The organism is Candidatus Nitrospira nitrificans, from assembly GCF_001458775.1.
Classification (GTDB): Bacteria; Nitrospirota; Nitrospiria; order Nitrospirales; family Nitrospiraceae; genus Nitrospira_D; species Nitrospira_D nitrificans.
Genome location: NZ_CZPZ01000034.1, coordinates 1 through 19329 on the forward strand (window position 1 = coordinate 1; position 19329 = coordinate 19329).

Annotated in this window: 10 protein-coding genes; all 10 read left to right on the forward strand. The window is 60.0% G+C overall.

Features of this window, described 5'->3' with window-relative positions:
- Positions 1–150: 150 nt before the first annotated feature.
- The 10 genes from COMA2_RS17360 to COMA2_RS17405 all read left to right on the forward strand — a co-directional run bounded on the left by COMA2_RS17360 (position 151) and on the right by COMA2_RS17405 (position 19324).
- Positions 151–543 (forward strand): DUF4037 domain-containing protein, encoded by a 393-nt coding sequence (locus COMA2_RS17360; RefSeq protein ID WP_090901371.1) that lies wholly within the window; start codon positions 151–153, stop codon positions 541–543.
- Positions 544–919: 376 nt separating this feature from the next.
- Positions 920–6298 (forward strand): non-ribosomal peptide synthetase, encoded by a 5379-nt coding sequence (locus COMA2_RS17365; protein WP_090901374.1) that lies wholly within the window; start codon positions 920–922, stop codon positions 6296–6298.
- A gap of 1 nt (position 6299) precedes the next feature.
- On the forward strand, positions 6300–10895 hold the full coding sequence (locus COMA2_RS17370) for a type I polyketide synthase (RefSeq protein WP_175304693.1): 4596 nt from the start codon (positions 6300–6302) through the stop codon (positions 10893–10895).
- Between the two features lie 13 nt (positions 10896–10908).
- Positions 10909–12576: a cyclic peptide export ABC transporter gene (locus COMA2_RS17375; protein WP_090901709.1), complete on the forward strand. Its 1668-nt coding sequence runs from the start codon at positions 10909–10911 to the stop codon at positions 12574–12576.
- A 97-nt stretch (positions 12577–12673) separates the two neighbouring features.
- On the forward strand, positions 12674–14059 hold the full coding sequence (locus tag COMA2_RS17380; RefSeq protein WP_342672628.1) for a diaminobutyrate--2-oxoglutarate transaminase: 1386 nt from the start codon (positions 12674–12676) through the stop codon (positions 14057–14059).
- The gene (locus COMA2_RS17385; protein WP_090901383.1) at positions 14056–16500 is read left to right on the forward strand and encodes a penicillin acylase family protein; all 2445 of its coding nucleotides are present in this window, start codon (positions 14056–14058) and stop codon (positions 16498–16500) included. The genes COMA2_RS17380 and COMA2_RS17385 overlap by 4 nt, the downstream gene beginning before the upstream one ends.
- Positions 16497–16739: an MbtH family protein gene (locus COMA2_RS17390; RefSeq protein ID WP_090901386.1), complete on the forward strand. Its 243-nt coding sequence runs from the start codon at positions 16497–16499 to the stop codon at positions 16737–16739. The genes COMA2_RS17385 and COMA2_RS17390 overlap by 4 nt, the downstream gene beginning before the upstream one ends.
- Positions 16733–17500 (forward strand): thioesterase II family protein, encoded by a 768-nt coding sequence (locus COMA2_RS17395; protein ID WP_090901389.1) that lies wholly within the window; start codon positions 16733–16735, stop codon positions 17498–17500. The genes COMA2_RS17390 and COMA2_RS17395 overlap by 7 nt, the downstream gene beginning before the upstream one ends.
- A complete protein-coding gene (locus COMA2_RS17400) occupies positions 17497–18312 on the forward strand; it encodes a 4'-phosphopantetheinyl transferase family protein (protein ID WP_090901390.1) in 816 nt (271 codons plus the stop codon). Before COMA2_RS17395 ends, COMA2_RS17400 begins: the two co-directional genes overlap by 4 nt.
- On the forward strand, positions 18296–19324 hold the full coding sequence (locus COMA2_RS17405; protein ID WP_245631090.1) for a TauD/TfdA family dioxygenase: 1029 nt from the start codon (positions 18296–18298) through the stop codon (positions 19322–19324). Before COMA2_RS17400 ends, COMA2_RS17405 begins: the two co-directional genes overlap by 17 nt.
- Positions 19325–19329: the final 5 nt, after the last annotated feature.

Here is a 19329-nt window from a genome sequence, read left to right on the forward strand (position 1 = left end):
GGACTAAGCGCACCGCTTCTTCTTTGAACGCCTCCGTATACGACCGTCGTGTCTTCGAGCTCATACTGTCCTCCGATTTCCTCATTCTCCCACTTAGGGAGGTGTCTGTGAAATCGGGGGAAGGGCAGATCTTCAAGGAACCCTAGATCGATGGAAAAGCAGGTGAGCAGCTATCCCGAAGCCTTACGCCGATCATTGCTGCATCGTTTCATGCGCGAGGCCGCATTCTGGCTGAACAATCCTCATTACAAGAGTGCCGTCGAGCGGGTGGATCTCATCTACACCTCCGCCATTGTGCAGCACACGCTACAGGCACTCATCCAGGTGCTCTTCGCGCTGAATCGAGAGTACTTCCCGGGTGAGAAGCAGCTCGCCCTCGCGATGAACAAGCTCTCTCTGCGACCTCAAGGGCTGTCCGACAGGATAGGCCACATACTCAACCCAGGGATCGTTATGGGGCGAGACGAACTTGCCGCCCAGGCAGGCGCACTCGCCGATTTGGTTGGGGACACGAAGTCCTTGGTGTTATCCGACCAACACTAACCTGGGTTAAAGCAGCGCAGCAACGTACATCACCAGGCCTACCGTATGGTCAGAACCGAGGAAGTACGCATCTCCCGGATTGCGAGCTCAATCTGCCGGTGGAAATCTGAGAACCGGCCCCACAGAACTATTTGCATACTTTGTGGTGAGGAAATAATTTCGTATTCCGTCTACGTAGTATAGAACGACTCAGCCATCAGAGAAGGGACGCGGCCCTGCTGCCGCGCTAGTGTTATTCCCTTCGAGACAGATGGCCTTCGAGCTCACCGGCTGAGGCAAAGCGAGAAACCCTACAGAGGTTCACTGCGGTTCGGGATGAACGGGCAACCGACATCCCACGCTCCTGGTGTGTCCTTAACGCCCGAGGGAGACTGCATTGGCATCCGAGGAACGAAAAGGCGTCGTGACGCTCGTCGATCTCCTTCGTAGGAGGGCGGACGATCTCGCCGACCGGCCTGCCTTCATATTCTTGATCGACGGAGAGACGGAGACCTGCGAACTGACCTACGGCGAATTGGATCGGCGCGCGCGCGCCATCGCGGCGCGGCTTCAATCATTCGGCGCGCGCGGTGATCGGGCAGTCCTCTTGTATCCGCCTGGTTTGGACTATATCGCGGCCTTCTTCGGCTGCCTGTATGCGGACATCGTCGCCGTGCCGGCCTATCCTCCGCAACGAAAACGAACGCTGGGACGATTGCGCGCGGTGCTGGCGAATTCGGGAGCGACCATTGCCCTGGCGACAACTAAGGTGCGAGCCGGCATCGATCGGCTTTGTGGACAGGATTCCGGAATAGATGAATTCGGGAGCGTGCGGTGGATCGAAACCGACGCTCTCCCCCGGAACATCGAAAGCGCGTGGCAGACGCCGTCCGTGACCGGACAGACGCTCGCGTTTCTTCAATATACGTCGGGATCGACCGGTTCTCCGAAAGGCGTGATGGTCAGTCATGGGAACCTGCTGCACAACCAACGCATGATTCATAAGGCGTTCGGGCACAACGAGGAGACGACGGTTCTTGGGTGGCTTCCGCTCTATCACGACATGGGCCTGATCGGGAACGTCCTCCAGCCGCTCTATCTTGGCCGGCCCTGTGTGTTGATGTCACCGGTGCATTTCATGCAGAAGCCATTCCGTTGGCTGTCCGCCATTTCCCGCTATCGCGCAACGACAAGTGGAGCGCCCAATTTCGCCTATGACCTCTGCGTCCGTCAGATCGCCCTGGAGGAACGGGATCAGTTGGACTTGAGTTCCTGGTCGGTGGCGTTCAATGGCGCGGAACCGATTCACGCGGGCACGCTGGATCGATTCTCGGAACGATTCGCTCCTTGTGGTTTTAAGCGAGCGGCGTTTTATCCCTGTTATGGGTTAGCGGAAGCGACGCTGTTTGTGGCCGGTGGGAAACAGGGCGCGTTGCCGGTTGTGAGAACGGTGGAAAAAACCGCGATGGAGCGCGGGCGGTTCATCGATTCTCCTCAAACGAATAGCTCTGCTCAGCGACTGGTCGGCTGTGGCCGAACAAGCGCTGATCAGGAGGTGATGATTGTCGACCCGGACACCCTCTCGCGTTGCCTAGAGGGAAGGGTCGCGGAGATCTGGGTGAAGGGGCTAAGTATCACGCAGGGGTACTGGGGGAGCCCCGAAGCGACGGCGGCGATATTTTTAGCGAAGACGGTGGATACAGGTGAGGGCCCGTTTCTTCGGACGGGCGACCTGGGGGTGATTCAGCACGGGGAGCTGTTCGTGGTCGGAAGGTTGAAAGACCTGATTATCATCCGTGGCAGGAACCATTATCCGCACGACATCGAGGCCACGGTACAGGAAAGCCATCCTTCTCTCCGGCCAGGCTGCGGCGCGGTCTTCTCCATCCCGGTCGAGGATGAGGAGCGATTGGTCGTGGTGCAGGAAGTGGTCGGCAATTCAGCCATCGATTTCGACTCTGTCGCGGCGGGAGTCGGTCGAGCGGTCACGGAATATCACGAGGTTCAAGTCCATGCCGTTGTCTTGATCAAGCCCGGTACTCTGCCGAAGACATCGAGCGGAAAGGTTCAGCGGCATCTCTGTCGCGCCAAGTTCTTGGCCCATGAATTAGAGGCCGTTCACGCAACGTTCCATGATGAGCCGGCGGAAACAGGGGTCGCTCTTGCTGCTGCGGATGTCGATGATGAGGTGGTCGCAACCGTGGCTGAAGTCTGGGCCCAGGTGCTTGACCGTCCTCACGTTGAGCCCGGCGCCAATTTCTTCGAGTTGGGTGGAGATTCGTTGCGTGGCATACAAGTGTTGGCCAAGCTACAAGCAATCTACGGGGTCGACCTTCCTCTCGAATCGCTGTTCGATGCCCCCACGGCGGCGGGTTTGGCGACACAGATTCAAGCAGGGTCTCGATCAACGTCGTCACCGGCGCGGACGCATTTGGAACCGACGATCCGACAGGACCTCACGCCGTTGTCGTTTTCCCAACAACGCTTCTGGTTTCTCGATCAACTTGCACCGGGAAGTTCATTCAACAATATTCCCGTTGCCTTGAGAATCGGGGGAGCGCTCGATCTGACGGCGCTACGTCGCGCCCTGACTGAAATCGTGCGGCGCCACGAAATCCTTCGCGCGCGATTCATCATCGACCAGGGTCATCCGGCTCAAGTGATCGATCCGCCGTGTGATCTTCCTCTCCCCGTCGAGGACCTCACGAGCCTGGAAGGAACAGTGCAGGAAGAGCACGTCACGGCGCTGGCGTCGAATGAAGCGCATCAGTCGTTCGATCTGATGGCGGGTCCCTTGATTCGGGCGCGACTGCTGCGATTGAGTCAAACGGACTATGTTCTGTTGCTCACGATCCATCACATCGTCGCGGACGGCTGGTCCATGCGAATCTTCGGCCTCGAATTGACGCAATTGTACGAGGCCTTCAAGAAGGGAACGGATTCCCCGCTCGTGCCTCTGTCGAGACAGTACCTGGATGCAGTTTTACATCAGCGCCGCTGTGTGGACAGTGAGGAATGGCAGCGGCAAGAAACGTACTGGCGCCGACAGCTGGCATCCGTTCCGCATGTGCTTGAGCTGCCGACCGATCGCCCTCGTCCCGCGGTGCAAGGGCAGAAGGGGGATCGGTATGCCTGGACTGTGCCCGAAGATGTCGGGAGGCGGCTCCACGACATCGGATGCAGGCAACAGGCATCATTGTTCATGACCGTTCTGGCCGCGTTCGACGTGCTCATGGCCCGCTACAGCGGGCAATCGGAGTTCTGTATCGGCACGCCGGTCGCCAACCGCTCCCACCTCGAATCCGCTTCCATTATCGGTTGCTTCGTCAACACAGTCGCATTGCGAGCGGACTTGTCCGGTCATCCCACGTTTCTCGACTTGCTGACGCAGGTGCGGAAGACGGTGCTCGAGGCGCAGGCCAATCAAGACCTTCCATTCGAACGGTTGGTCGACGCCCTTCAGGTCCCTCGCAGTCTCAGTCATACGCCGCTGTATCAGGTGATGCTGACCTTGGAAGAAGAGCAACCCGAGCTCTGCCGGCTGGACGGCTTGGACGCCCGTCGGATGAAGACGAGCCTCCGAACCTCGGCCTTCGACCTCACGCTTGAATTGGTGGCAATGAAAAGCGGGGTGTTGGAAGCGGTGTTTGAATACAGCACGGATCTGTTCACCGGTGAAACCATCGCGCGCATGGCTGGACATTTTCAGGAATTGCTCGGACAGATCGCATTGCATCCTGACGCGCCTGTGAGCGAACTCGGCATGCTGGGCAACGATGAACGAAGGCGCCTGCTCCAGGATTACAACGATACGGCTGCGTCCTATCCGCACGAGTTGTGTCTCCATCAGCTTTTCGAACACCAGACGAAACGTACGCCGGATGCCGTCGCGCTGGTGTGGGAGGGGGTCTCGCACAGCTACCGGTCGCTCAATGGGCGAGCCAACCAATTGGCCCGCCATCTCAGGTCGCTGGGCGTCGAGATGGAAAGCCGCGTCGCATTGTGCCTGGACCGGTCCCTGGAAATGGGAACGGCTCTGCTCGGAGCGTTGAAAGCGGGGGCGGCGTACGTGCCGATGGACCCATCCGCTCCCCAGGAGCGATTGAGCGTGATGATCCAGGACAGCGGAGCGCGATTGCTGCTCACCCAAAAGCGGTTTGCCGCACTGTTTCGCGACGCGACGATTCCAGTCATTGCGCTGGATGAGGCGTGGCCGGCCCTGGCGTCCTTGTCCGATCTCGACTGTCCTTCGTACGCCGTTCCTCAGAGCCTGGCGTACGTGCTCTATACCTCCGGGACGACCGACCGACCGAAGGGAATCGAGATTTCTCATCACGCGCTCGTCAATCACAGCACGGCCATGGCGAAGCACTATGGGCTGCGGCCCGCCGATCGTGTGCTGCAATTTGCCTCGATCAGTTTCGATGTCGCGGCTGAGGAGTACTTTCCTACCTGGGCGGCCGGCGCATCGGTGGTGTTGCGGCCCAACGAGCCGGTGCCGGAGTTTTCCGAGTTTGGGCGATTTATCGATGATCACGGTCTCACCGTGCTGAATGTGCCGACCCCCTATTGGGCTGATTGGATCGAATCCTGCGAACAACCGGGAACGGCTCTTCCGGTGTCGATCCGCCTGGTGATCGTAGGAAGCGAAAAAGCGCGACCGGATAGCCTGGTTCGCTGGGAACGGCTTGTCGGTGATCGCGTGGCCTGGTGCAACTCGTATGGCCCGACTGAAGCCACGATCACGGCGAGCTATTTCATGCCGGAGGGGGGGGAGGATTGGATCTCGGCGTCCACGGTGCCGATCGGGCGGCCTATTGCCAACGTTGAAATGCATATCCTTGACTCGGCGTGCCGGCCGGTCCCCATCGGCGTGGCCGGTGAGCTCTATATCGGCGGGGCCGGATTGGCCAGGGGATACCATCGCCAGGCGGCACGGACAGCGGAACAGTTTGTCCCGCACTGTTTTAGTCGCGAACCAGGAAGACGATTGTATCGAACGGGTGATAAGGCCAGACGGCGCGCGGACGGCCAGGTGGAATTTCTCGGTCGATACGATGATCAAATAAAAGTACGGGGTTTTCGAGTCGAACCGGCCGAGATTGAATGTCGAATCAAGCAACATCCGGCCGTGAAAGATGCGCTCGTTCTGCAGGACTCGAACGAGCAACCGGACGGGTCGGCGGGCGCGCGGGCACAGGAGCCCAGATTGGTGGGGTATATCGTGCATCGGGGTGAAACCGCCGCGACTGCTCACGACCTCCGGAGGTTTCTGGCGGCGCGTCTCCCGGGATACATGATTCCGGCTGAATGGATCTTTATCGAGACGATGCCGTTGACGTCGCGTGGGAAGGTGGATCGCCGGGCTCTGAGGGCTCTCGCGGAACTGGTTCCGAAAAGGGAGTCGGTTTCGTCGCCCCTTCAGACTGATACGGAGCGAGCCATCGCGGACATTTGGAAAAAGATCCTTGGGCGAGAGTCGGTCGGCCGACAGGACAATTTCTTTGATCTGGGAGGGCACTCCCTTCTTCTCACGAAAGTGCTGACCCAAGTTCGCGCCATCAGCGCGCGGCCATTGGCGATGGTGGATTTGTTCCAATATCCGACCGTGCAGGCGCTTGCCGCGTATCTCAACGGCGACGGTCCTTCGATCGGACACAATGAAGCGTCCGGCGAGGCCGACCAGATGCACAAGACCAAGGAGCGGCGCATGGCGGGCATCCGCCGTGTGCAGCGGCAGCGACAGCAACGTCAGACGACGACGGATAGGACTTGAGATGGAACGGAACGGCGGCAATCAGATCAGTGATCACGATGGGTTGGACCTTGCGGTCATCGGGTTGGCCTGTCGTTTCCCCGGAGCCCAGGACAGCGCGACATTCTGGAGCAATTTACGCGACGGAGTGGAATCCATCACGGTGCTCGGCGAAGAAGACCTGCGGGCCTCAGGGGTTCAAGCGCGTCTGCGCCATGATTCGAACTATGTCCGAATGCGGGGGGTCATCGAAGGGATCGACCTGTTCGATGCCGACTTCTTCGGCGTCATGCCCAAAGAAGCCGAACTCATGGACCCGCAACATCGGTTATTCCTCGAGTGCGCGTGGGAGACGTTCGAACACGCGGGATATGATCCGGAACGGTTCCGGGGATCCATCGGTGTCTATGCCGGCTCCAGTACCAGCGGGTATCTCTTCAACCTTTTCCCCGATGGCGTCCTGCTGCAATCGGCCTCCGACATGGCCGGGATTCTCGGCGTGGAGAAAGATTCCCTTCCCACCCGTGTCTCCTACAAATTGAATTTGGAAGGGCCCAGCATCGCGGTCCAAACCGCCTGTTCCACCTCTCTGGTCGCTGTTCACTTGGCCTGTCAGGGACTGCTCGCGGGAGAATGCGACATGGCGCTCGCCGGGGGTGTGTCCATCAACGTGCCGCAAAAGGTCGGCTATCTCTACCAGAAGAGCGGAATCGCTTCTCCGGACGGCCACTGTCGGGCCTTTGACGCGGATGCGCGGGGAACGGTCGGAGGAAGCGGCGTCGGTATCGTGTTGTTGAAGCGATTCGAGGATGCGGAGGCCGACGGGGACCATATCCTGGCGCTGATCAAGGGCACCGCGATCAATAACGATGGAGCGCGGAAGGTCGGGTATACGGCGCCGCGCGTGGAAGGACAGGCCCGGGTGATTCGGGCGGCGCAGGCGGCGTCCAGGGTTGAGCCGGATTCAATTCGATATGTCGAAGCGCACGGGACCGGGACGCCTCTGGGTGATCCGATCGAGGTCGCGGCCCTCACCCAGGCATTTCGTGACGGCACCGACAGAAACGGATTTTGCGCCATCGGATCGGTGAAGACCAACATCGGCCATCTCGATGCGGCGGCCGGAATCGCGGGATTGATCAAGGCGGTCCTCGCTCTGTCGCATCAACAGATTCCTCCCAGCCTGCATTGTTCCTCCCCGAATCCCGACATCGATTTTTCCGAGACGCCCTTTTACGTCAATACGAAACTGACCGATTGGAATTCCTCCGGCGCGCCTCGACGGGCCGGCGTCAGCTCGTTCGGTCTCGGTGGCACCAACGCGCATGTGGTCGTGGAGGAGGCGCCGCTTGTCGAGCGAGAGCCTGACCGGATCGAGCGACGCCCGCAACTCCTCATCGTATCCGCGCGATCTGAAGCGGCATTGAATGAGACGACCACACGCCTGGTCGCCTATCTTCAGCAACATCCGAAGGCCGAACTGCCGGATGTCGCGTACACGCTGCAGACCGGGCGAAGAGCATTTTCCTGCCGCCGATGGGTGGTGGCCGACGACATGGCATCGACGATCCGCGCCTTGAGCCGATCCGACTCCGCGAACACCGTCACGCACGTCGGCGAACCGAGGCCCGTGGTGTTCCTCTTCTCAGGGCAGGGCGCCCAGTATCCCATGATGGGCCGAAGCCTCTATGCCCACGAATCGATGTTCCGTGAACAGGTGGACCGCTGCGCGGCCCTGCTGGCGCCTCACCTCGGGGTGGATATCACGTCGGTGTTGTTCGAGGAATGTTCGACGGATCCCGAGAGACTCAACCGTACGGCGCTCACGCAACCGGCCTTGTTTGTGCTGGAGTATGCGCTTGCCAAACTGTGGATGAGCCTCAATGTGCATCCCCATGGCATGATCGGACACAGTATCGGAGAATATGCCGCGGCCTGCCTGTCCGGTGTCTTTTCGCTCGAGGATGCGCTGCGGCTGGTCGCGCTTCGCGGTCGGCTCATGCAAAGCATGCCGCCTGGTTCAATGCTGGCGGTATCGATGTCGGAAGCCGATGCGATCTCCTATCTGCGCGAAGACATAGACCTCGCGGCGGTCAACGCGCCGAATCAATGCGTCCTGTCCGGGCCTGAGTCCGTGATCGAGCGTCTGCAAGAAACGTTAACGGGCCGCAGTGTCCGGAGCGTGCGACTTCACACGTCCCATGCGTTCCATTCACGCATGATGGACCCCATTCTGAAGTCCTTCCATGCTCAGGTTGCCGGCATGGCGCGTCACGCGCCGACGATTCCTTGGATTTCCAATGTCACCGGCGATTGGATCACGCCGGCTCAAGCCATGGACGCGTCGTACTGGACCGATCATGTCCGGCAGACCGTCCGCTTCGCGGACGGCATCGAGACGCTGTGTGGAAAGCCGGAGCGGATTCTACTCGAAGTGGGACCTGGACAGACCTTGTGCCTGTTGGCTCAGCGACAAATCGATCGCCGCTCGGTGATGGCGCTGGCCTCTTTACCCACACCGCGAAACGGATCGTCGCCGGTATCCGAACCGTCGAGCTTTCTCGAAGCGGTCGGGAATCTTTGGGCGGCGGGCGTGCCGATCGAATGGGCCGGCCTCGATCGAGGCCGGCGTCCTCGACGTGTGCCCCTGCCGACGTACCCGTTTGAGCGCCGGCGGTTTTGGGTCGAGTCGATGAAACGGCCGTCTGAGAGGGGTCAGGCCGGAGTGCCCGCCAAAAAGGCCGATATCGGGGACTGGTTCTATGAACCGTCTTGGAAGCGATCGCGGGCCGTTCAATCGGCCGGACCGGTTCGAGACGGCTCGTGGTTGGTATTCGTCGGCGAGCGGGGTGAAGGAAGAGGCATCGTCGCGCAACTGGAATCGGACGGGAGGCCGGTCGTCACGGTGTCGACCGGAGAGCGATACCACCGACTCGCCAAGGAACAGTATGCGATACGACCGGGAGCTCGCGAAGATTATCACAGGCTGATTCACGAATTACGGGAGCAGGACCTCTCGCCGAATCGAGTGATGCATTGTTGGAACCTCGACCCCGCTCCTGGTTCGTTATCCATCGACACCTTCAGCGCCGCGCAACATCGAGGCTTGTACGGTCTGCTGCTCCTCTCACAGGCCTTGGGAAGCAGAACGTCGACAGAGCCGACAAATATCTGCGTCCTGGCAACCGGGTTATCCGATGTCACCGGTGAAGAAACACTGCGCCCGGAATTGGCTCCGCTTATCGGATTCTGTCGGGTGATTCCACAGGAATACGCGAATCTTAGATGCCGTGTGATCGATCTCCCAGCATCGAACCACGAGGAAGACGTGTTGACGAGGCAAGAGATCACCCGACTTCTTGCCGAAGATCTGGTCGGACAGGATGAGCCGGTCGTGGCTTTTCGAGGGGCGTACCGGTGGGTTCCGGCCTTCGAGCCGGTGAGGCTGGACCAGCCGAACGAACGGCCGGCCTTGCTGCGGACGCAGGGGGCCTATCTCATCACGGGCGGACTTGGAGGAGTCGGTTTTGAACTCGCGGACTATTTGGCCAGGACAGTCAAGGCACGCCTCGTGTTGATAGGCCGCTCGAAACCGACGGCGGAACAGGTAGAGCGATTGAAGAGGCTCGAACAGGTGGGCGGCGCAGTTCTCTGCATCCAGGCTGATGTGGCGGACCCGCAACAGATGCGCGCGGCGTTGGCTCAGGCTGTGGATCGGTTCGGTGAGATCCATGGGGTCATCCATGCGGCGGGGATTGCAGGTGGCGGGTTGGTCGATCTCAAGACCGCAGAGGCTGTGGAGGCTGAATTCAGCCCGAAAGTCAGCGGCGCCTTCGTCCTGGACCAGCTGTTCGGGAAAGCGCCCCTGGATTTTATCTGCTTCTGTTCCTCGTTGAACGCCTTGACCGGAGGAGTGGGGCAAGTCGCCTATTGCGCCGCCAATTCAGCTATGGATGCGATGGCTCACGCGTTCTCGAAGCGCGGAGGGCGCGTGATCTCAGTGAATTTCGATCGCTGGAATCAGGTGGGAATGGCCGTGCAGGCCGAAGCCCGGCTGAAGGCTTTGCAGATCGAGGCGTCCGAATTCGACGGCATGGAGGCGTCGGAAGCCCAGGACGCATTCGGCCGGATTCTGCACGGATGGACGTCGCCACAAGTGATCGTGTCGGTTCGCGACTGTGCCTCTCTCGCGAGACAGAACTCCGGAGCCACCCTATCTCATGTCGCAGGTCTTGCCGGTAAGGGAAAAGACGAGAAACCGCTCCACGGTTGGACAGAGTTGAAGGCCGGCGCAACGATCGAGGAAACGGTGACGCTGGTTTGGCGAGAGATTCTCGGAGTCGATCATGTCGGTCCGCAGGACGACTTTTTCACGTTGGGCGGCGAATCGCTGGCCGCTCTGCAGATCTTGAATCGTGTACAGGACATTTTCCGCATGGAGGTCTCTCTCAAAAAGTTCTTTGAGTCTCCGACGGTCACCGGACTCTCCGAACAAATTCGGCGTCAACAAGCGGGCGGCATCACGGCGGCACCGGACATTGTTCCGCTTCCTCGCAAAGCCCGCCCTCAACGGATGGGTGCCGCGCATTCGGATATCCCCGGTGGACCGAAATCATGAGGAACGCGCGACGATGAGTTTGATCCGCTTCTTGTACGGCAATTCGTGGCGCCTGGTCATGCTCTCCATGGTCGCCGGCCTGATCAGCGGCCTGGCAAGCGCCGGGATCATCGCCTTTATCAATTCGGCGTTGGAGGAAAGCCGCCGCACGACCGCTCTCGGCGTGAGCTTTCTCGGAGGTGTCGCGCTCGTGGTGGTCACGAAAGCCTTTTCGGAGGTGGTGCTGACACGATTGGGCCAAGACATCATCGCGCAGTTGCGGGTGCACCTCAGTGAACAGATTCTTCGCGCGCCGCTCCGGCACGTGCAGGAACTCGGCCGCCATCGATTGCTGGCCGCGCTCAACGAGGATACGGACGTCATCGCCCAGGCCTACGTGCAAATTCCGTTGATTTGCGTGAACGGCGCGACGGTCGTCGGATGTCTGGCCTATCTCGGCTGGCTTTCATGGCCGGTGCTGGCCATCGTCCTCGGCTTCATGATCTTCGGCGCGCTGTCGTTCCAAGCGCAAGAAAAGCAGGCTCTCCACTCGTTCAAGCGGGCGCGAGAAACAAACGACACGTTGTTTCGCCATTTTCAATCGATTCTCGAAGGCATCAAAGAGCTCAAGCTTCACCGTGAACGCCGCCAGGCATTTCTCGCCACCGCGCTCCGTCCGACCGTGACGGCGTATAAGCGGGACTTCGTCAAGGGCATGACGGTCTACGCCATCGCCACGAACTGGGGCATGTTCTTGTTCTATGCGGTCATCGGGCTTGCTCTGTTTGTTCTGCCGGAGTGGCTGACGCTGACTCCCCAGGCCATCGCGGGAGCGACGCTCGTGCTCCTCTATATGATGGGGCCGTTCGCGCAAATCGTCGAAACCCTGCCGAGTGTCGGACGCGCCGATGTCGCGCTGGAAAAAGTCGAGACGTTGGGGCTGTCGCTTGAAGCGGCTTCAGCTCAAGACCAACTCGAGAAAAGCGAAACGGTCAGGATGAAAGGCTCCGGCGGACCCGTCCTCAACATCGCGTGGAAGCGGATCGAGCTGGTCGGGGTCACGCATCGATATTACCGGGAGGAGGAAGAAGGCAGTTTTCATCTGGGTCCGATCGAACTGAGTTTCACTCCGGGTGAGCTGGTCTTTCTTGTCGGCGGAAACGGCAGCGGAAAAACGACGCTCGCATTGCTGCTGTTGGGGCTTTACGCGCCGGAATCGGGAACGATTCGCCTCGATGGGGTTCCCATCGACGAAATCAATCGGGAGAATTATCGCCAGCTCTTCTCCGCCGTGTTCTCCGACTACCACCTCTTCGACACCTTGTTCGGTTTGAACAGGACCGACCTCGATGGACAAGCGCGTGAATATGTGGATCGTCTGCAGCTCCAGGGGAAAGTGCGGATCAGAGACGGGGAGTTTTCCACGCAAGCGCTTTCACAAGGGCAACGCAAACGGTTGGCCTTGTTGACCGCCTATCTCGAGGACCGTCCGTTCTATGTGTTCGACGAGTGGGCGGCCGATCAGGATCCGGTGTTTCGCAGGGTGTTCTACGAAGAGCTGTTGCCCGACTTGAAGGCTCGGGGGAAAACGGCACTGGTCATTACCCATGACGATCAATACTTTTCGATCGCGGATCGATGTCTCCGGATGGATCTGGGAAAGATCATGACAGTGTCGGAAGGGGCGGGTGCCTTTCGATAACCGGTACCGCTGTCGGCATGCGGCAATCGGGGCCACAGTCGCAACGTTGCCGTACTTGTGAAGGAAGGAGCGCGTGATGACCGTTCATGTGGATGAGATGAAGAAGCTGTTTTCGGCAATGCCGCAGTCCGTGGTGGAAGCAAGAGAACGGAATCCCTATCTCAAACGACAGGCAGGGCGGGAGTCGAATGCCCGCAGTTACCCGAGACGGCTTCCGTTGGCGCTGAGCAAGGCCAAGGGCATCTATGTGCAGGATACCGACAACCGAACATACATCGATTGCCTGGCCGGCGCCGGCGCGCTGACGTTGGGGCACAACCATCCGGTCGTCTTGGACGCCATCCAGCAATTATTGCGGGACGGCGTGCCCTTCCAGACGCTGGATCTGACGACGCCGGTGAAAGACCGCTTTGTCGATGCGCTCTTCGGCGCGCTGCCGAAAGAGTTCGCGGAAGAGGCGCGCATTCAGTTTTGCGGCCCCTCCGGAGCTGACGCGGTGGAGGCCGCCGTCAAACTGGTGAAGACGGCCACCGGGCGGCGAACGATTCTGTCGTTCCACGGCGCCTATCACGGGATGACGCACGGCGGATTGGCGCTGACGGGCCACCTGGCGCCGAAAGCCGCCATCACCGGTCTGATGCCGGATGTCCAATTCCTTCCGTACCCCTACGATTACCGTTGTCCCTTCGGCGTCGGCGGCGAGGGAGGGCATCGTCTCTCCAGCACCTATATCGAGCGATTACTCGACGATCCGAACAGCGGTGTCGTGTCGCCGGCGGCTGTGATCCTGGAAGTGGTTCAGGGTGAAGGGGGCGTGATTCCTTCGCCTGATGCCTGGCTCAGGGAGATTCGCCGAATGACCAAAGATCGCGACATTCCGCTGATCGTCGATGAGATTCAGACGGGATTGGGGCGGACCGGATCGTTGTTTGCGTTCGAGCGCGCCGGGATCATTCCCGACGCGGTGGTGTTGTCCAAGGCGATCGGGGGTGGGTTGCCGTTAAGCGTGGTGGTGTATCGGGCCGAATTGGATCAGTGGCAACCAGGAGCGCATGCCGGCACCTTCCGCGGAAACCAGATGGCCATGGCCGCGGGCGCGGCCACCATCGAATTCGTCCGAACTCATCGCTTGGACCAGCACGCTCAAATCATGGGGGAGCGCCTCCTCTCGCATCTGCGCAAGGCCCAGGCGTCGTTGCGCAGTTTCGGCGACGTGCGCGGTCGCGGGTTGATGATCGGTGTCGAAATTATCGATGCCGACGCGAGCCCCGACGCCGGAGGAGCCTATCCGGCCGCTCCGGAACTTGCGCGAAAGATTCAATCCCAGGCCCTCAATCGCGGGCTGATTCTCGAATTGGGCGGACGCAACGGCAGTGTGGTGCGATTTTTGTCGCCGCTCATCGTCACCGCCGAGGAAGTGGACACGATTGCGTCGATATTCTGTGACGCAGCTCGAGCGGCGGAGCAAGATTCACGCGTATGAGACGAGTCGCTCTCCCAATGGTCGTCTGCCTCGTGCTGGCCTGTGGTGTGGGTTACGTCGTGATGACGATTCGCGCCTCCTTGCCGATGTTGGACGGCGAAGTGAGCGTGAACGGTCTGCACGAACCGGTCACGGTCACTTCGGATGCCTACGGTATCCCGACCATTATGGCCGGTTCGCGAGCGGATGCGATCCGAACTCTCGGGTATGTCACCGCGCGCGACAGGCTGTTTCAAATGGATCTCCTGCGCCGTTCCGGCGCAGGGCGGCTGGCCGAGGTCCTAGGTGAAACGATGCGCGAAACCGATCTCAGGCAACGCATGTTCGGATTCAGCGGCGCCGCCGGAGCCATAGCAAAACGGTTACCGCAAGATCAGCGGGATGTCCTCGATGCATACACGGATGGGGTGAACGACTACCTGGATCGGATGGAAACTCCACCGGTCGAATGTGTGCTGCTCGGTTATAAGCCGGATCGCTGGAAGGTCGAGGACAGTCTTCTGATCCTGCTTGGAATGTTTCATATGCTGAGTGGGACCGACGAGGAAGAGCGGATGCGAACGGTGATGGAACAGACGTTGCCTTCTGAAGTCGTCACGTTTCTTGTTCCGGAGACGGATCCCTACACGGATGCGGTGCTCGGCAGGAAATCATTCTCTTCTCCGGCGATTCCAATTCGGGCCCTGGCGGCCTTACGGAGGCCTCTCGATCAGATGCACGCGCGCCGGGCGAGCCTGGTTCGATTCGGCAAGAGCGGCAAGAGCGGATTGGGTTCGAACGGGTGGGTTGTGCAAGGCGCCAAGACGGCGGATGGACGATCCGTTCTTGCAAACGACATGCATTTGGACATGTCCGTTCCCAACATCTGGTACCGCATCCAGCTGCGATACGGGCAGGTCGAACTGGCCGGTGTTGCGGTTCCCGGTATCCCGGTCGTCGTTGCGGGCACGAACGGTCTCGTGGCTTGGGGCGTGACGAATGTCGAGGGAGATTTTCTAGACCTCGTGCGTTTGGAGGTCAATCCCCTCGATGGGAATGAGTACAAGACGCCGGACGGCTGGAAGCGGTTCACGATCAGACGAGAAATCATCAAGGTGAAAGATGCTCCTGACTCCGTGGTGGAGATCAAAGACACCGTGTGGGGACCTGTGTCGCACAATGCTCTGATGGATGGGCCTGTGGCCGTTCGCTGGACCGCGCTCGATCCGGAGGCCGTCAATCTTGGGCAGCTCGGCATGGATCAGGTCCGGTCGGTAGATGAGGCCGTCACGGTCATGACCCATGCGGGCGGTCCCGCGAACAACGTCATTCTCGCGGACAGCGGCGGCCACATCGCCTGGACCTACACCGGTAAGATTCCCATGCGCCGAGGATTTGACGGCTCGGTGAGTGTCTCCTGGGCGGACGGTCGATTCGGTTGGACGGGATATGTGCCTCCGGACGCGGTGCCAAGAATTGTCGATCCTCCGTCGGGATTCATCGTCAGCGCCAACCATCGCATGCTGAACACCCCCTCTCCCTATGTCGTCGGCCATTCGTTTGCCAACGGCTATCGCGCGTTCAGAATCTCGCAACGGCTGGAGGCTATGGCGAACATGCGGGAACGGGACCTGTTTGACCTGCAATTGGATTCGACCAGTCAATTCTATGAGTTCTATTGGCACCTTGCCAAAGGGCTGTTAACCGACGCGGTGAGTGAATGTAACCCATCTCTGGCGAAAGCGCGTCAGGCCTTCGAGGCCTGGAACGGGAAGGCCGATGCTGACAGCCGTGGTTTCGCGCTCATTCTCCGCTTTCGTCAAGTGCTCGTGCGTTCGGTGTTCGCTCCTTATTTGTCCTCTTGTCGCGAACGTGACGCGCAGTTTAGCTACGATGGTGATCTTGATACCCCGTTACGCCGGCTTCTCACGGCACAGATCCCGGAACTGAACCCGGATCCTGACCATTTCCCCGACTGGTCGGAATTCCTTCTGAATGCGGTGGAGCAAAGTGTCCGAGAATTAGAAGAGGAACATCCGTCTGTTTCGCTGACCGAGCTGAGGTGGGGGCGGTTGAATCGCGTGAAGATGGAGCATCCCCTCGCCGGAGCGCTTCCAGGCCTGGGATACCTCCTCAATATGCCGGATGAGCCCGCAGCCGGATGTGGGCAATGTATTCGCGTAATGCAGGACGGCCTCGGAGCGAGCCAGCGGCTCGTGGTGGCGCCCGGTCATCGGGACGAAGGGATTCTCCACATGCCCGGTGGACAGTCCGGGCATCCCCTCTCGCCTCACTATCGGGATCAACAACCGTATTGGAGTCATGGAATGCCGCTTCCGTTCTTGGCCGGAACTCCGGTCCATACGCTGAAGCTGGTTCCCCATTCACGAACCACACAGATGGTCGACGGACAGACACGCATGCCCGCCGAACGTCGATTTCACCAGGAGGAGAAGCGATGAACAGCGAAGAACGCGAAGACACGACTGTGTACAAGGTCGTTGTGAATCATGAAGAGCAATACTCGATCTGGCCGTCTTATCGCGAGAATCCGTTGGGCTGGAGGGACGAAGGCAAGACCGGGCTCAAGGCCGAATGTCTGGCCCATATCGCGGAAATATGGACCGACATGCGCCCCTTGAGTTTGAGGAAATGGATGGATGAGCAGGCGCAAACAGAGAAGACGGCCTCCTCATGCTGACGGTCGCGCGCTCGACTCCATGGATCGTCACTCATCCGCAGGTAGGCGCCGGCATGCGGTTGATTTGTTTCCCGTACGCGGGCGGGGGGGCCTCCGTATTTCGAAGCTGGGGTCAAAATTCCATGTTGTCGAATGTGGAAGTGTGCGCCGTTCAGCTTCCGGGGCGGGAGGCGAGGATCACCGAACCTCCCATCGAGGACTTGCGTCACCTCGTGCCTCTGCTGCGGGAGGCATTGGAGCCGTACCTGGATCGACCGTTCGCGTTGTTCGGCCACAGTATCGGCGCGCTGCTGAGTTTTGAATTGGCGCGCGAGTTGCGGAGAACCAATGGAATCGAGCCGCGCCATCTCTTCGTCTCGGGATGCCCTGCTCCGCATCTTCCCCCTTCGGAACGGATGTGTGATCTGTCGGAGGATGAATTTCTCGAGCGGTTGTATCGGTTCAACGGGACGCCGTCCGAGGTGCTGAATCATCCGGAATTGATGCGCATGATGCTTCCCGCTGTTCGCGCGGACTTCGCGCTTCGCGATCGATATGACTACAAGGACGAGCCTCCGGTGAGCTGCCCCATCACCGCGTTCGGAGGAATGGCGGATACGCATGTGGACTGCGCCGTGTTGCGGGCCTGGCGGGAGCACACAGGGGATCGATTTCAGCTCTGGCTGTTCCAAGGCGATCATTTTTTCATGAGAAGCGCTCAAGAACCGATGCTGGAAACACTCTCCGCCGCGTTGTCTCAGCAGCAGAGGATCAACCGATGATGGTCTCGCCGGCGGAAAGATTCGTCGTTCCGATGCGATCGGCCTCATGGTCGTTGCCGGGCGGCGACGTGCATGTGTGGTGCGCCGATATGCGCGAGCGATGGCCGGAATCTTTTCTCCGCGGCATGCTCGGCGAGGACGAGCAGGTTCGCGCGCGGAGTTTCGCATTCGAAGAAGACCGCCGGCGGTATCTTCACGCCCATGGTTTTCTGAGGATGATGCTCGGAGACTATCTCGGCCGGTCGCCCGGCTCGGTTCGGTTGACCACGGGACGGAATGGGAAACCGTGCTTGCTCTCGGATGAGGGGGCGTTCCGCTTCAACATCTCGCATGCGCGGTCACTCGTCCTCTGCGCCATGGCGCGTGGACGCGAAGTCGGCGTCGATATTGAATGGCGGGATCGTGAATTTTCGTGGCGCGACGTTGCGTCGTATGCCTGCTCGGAACGCGAGCAGGCGGTGCTGGCGTCACTCGCCGGACCGGCGCAGGCGGACACGTTTTTTTCGTGGTGGACCCTGAAGGAAGCCTACGTCAAGGCTCTCGGCGCGGGATTGGAATGGCCGTTGGATCGAATCGACGTTGCCGACGAATTCGAGGAGCGATTCCCCGCATCGACTCGTGGCGGCCTCAGGGATCATCGCTGGGCCATGTTCACGATTCCCCTGGGATCCGATTATTCCGGGGCGTTGGTGACCGAGGGCAGGCCTTCCCGTGTGCGTTGTTTTCAATGGGCGTGGGATCGGGAGGAAGCCCGGCTATTCGGCTCGCCGAACGTGGGAGAGATGGAGGAACAGCATGCACGCCGACCATAACAATAGCGCGCCGATGCCCGTGGAGGAAACATCCGGAGAGGCATTCGGTCGATCGTCCTGCCGGGTGAGCTACTTGGGCTCCGACACCCTTCTTCCTGTGGTGGTCAATCCCGCGAAGAAGCAGTCGTTGGCGGCATACCGAGACGCCGTGGAGCGGATAATGAACGCCCATCTTTCGACCGTCGGAGGCCTGCTGTTCAGGGGGTTTCCGATCGAATCGGCGGCGGACTTCGAGGCATTCGCGCGAATGATTTCGCCTGACCTGGCTTCCTACGAGTTCGGATCCACACCCCGGTCGCAGGTCCACAACCAGATTTATACGTCGACGGAATATCCTCCCCATCAGCACATTCCCCTGCACAACGAACAAGCGTACACCACCGAATGGCCGATGAAAATCTGGTTTTATTGCGCGCAGGCGTCTTCGGAAGGCGGCTATACGCCGATCGCGGACAGCCGCGAGGTGTATCGGCAGATTCCGGTCCGCATCAGAGAGCGATTCATCGAAAAGGGCGTGATGTACGTGCGCAACTATGGAAACGGACTGGACGTGCCCTGGACCAAGGTGTTCAACACCACGGACCGCGGGATCGTGGAGCGATTTTGCCGGGCGGCGGGGATCGTCCATGAGTGGAAACGGGACGGAGAGCTCCGCACGCGGCAAGTCTGCCAGGCCGTCGCCGTCCATCCCCGCACCAAGGAAACGGTGTGGTTCAACCAAGCGCATCTGTTCCATGTCTCGAATCTGGAGCCCTCCGTCCGCGAGGCGCTGCTGGCCGTCGTGAACGAAGCCGATCTCCCCCGGCAGGCCTGTTACGGAGACGGCACCCCGATCGAGACGGCCGTATTGGACGAAATTCGTGACATCTATCAATGCCACGCCGTCCGGTTTCCGTGGGAGGAAGGCGACGTGTTGATGCTGGACAATATGCTGGTGGCACATGGGCGCACGCCGTTCAAGGGACCGAGAAAAATTCTGGTGGCGATGGCTGAAGCCCATAAGAGTCGATGATGAGA

What these genes read in the sequence shown, in the direction of transcription:
- COMA2_RS17360 (WP_090901371.1), top strand. Translation starts at nt 151, where the DNA reads ATGGAAAAGCAGGTGAGCAGCTATCCCGAAGCCTTACGCCGATCATTG.
- COMA2_RS17370 (WP_175304693.1), top strand. Translation starts at nt 6,300, where the DNA reads ATGGAACGGAACGGCGGCAATCAGATCAGTGATCACGATGGGTTGGAC.
- COMA2_RS17375 (WP_090901709.1), top strand. Translation starts at nt 10,909, where the DNA reads ATGAGTTTGATCCGCTTCTTGTACGGCAATTCGTGGCGCCTGGTCATG.
- COMA2_RS17380 (WP_342672628.1), top strand. Translation starts at nt 12,674, where the DNA reads ATGAAGAAGCTGTTTTCGGCAATGCCGCAGTCCGTGGTGGAAGCAAGA.
- COMA2_RS17385 (WP_090901383.1), top strand. Translation starts at nt 14,056, where the DNA reads ATGAGACGAGTCGCTCTCCCAATGGTCGTCTGCCTCGTGCTGGCCTGT.
- COMA2_RS17390 (WP_090901386.1), top strand. Translation starts at nt 16,497, where the DNA reads ATGAACAGCGAAGAACGCGAAGACACGACTGTGTACAAGGTCGTTGTG.
- COMA2_RS17395 (WP_090901389.1), top strand. Translation starts at nt 16,733, where the DNA reads ATGCTGACGGTCGCGCGCTCGACTCCATGGATCGTCACTCATCCGCAG.
- COMA2_RS17400 (WP_090901390.1), top strand. Translation starts at nt 17,497, where the DNA reads ATGATGGTCTCGCCGGCGGAAAGATTCGTCGTTCCGATGCGATCGGCC.
- COMA2_RS17405 (WP_245631090.1), top strand. Translation starts at nt 18,296, where the DNA reads ATGCACGCCGACCATAACAATAGCGCGCCGATGCCCGTGGAGGAAACA.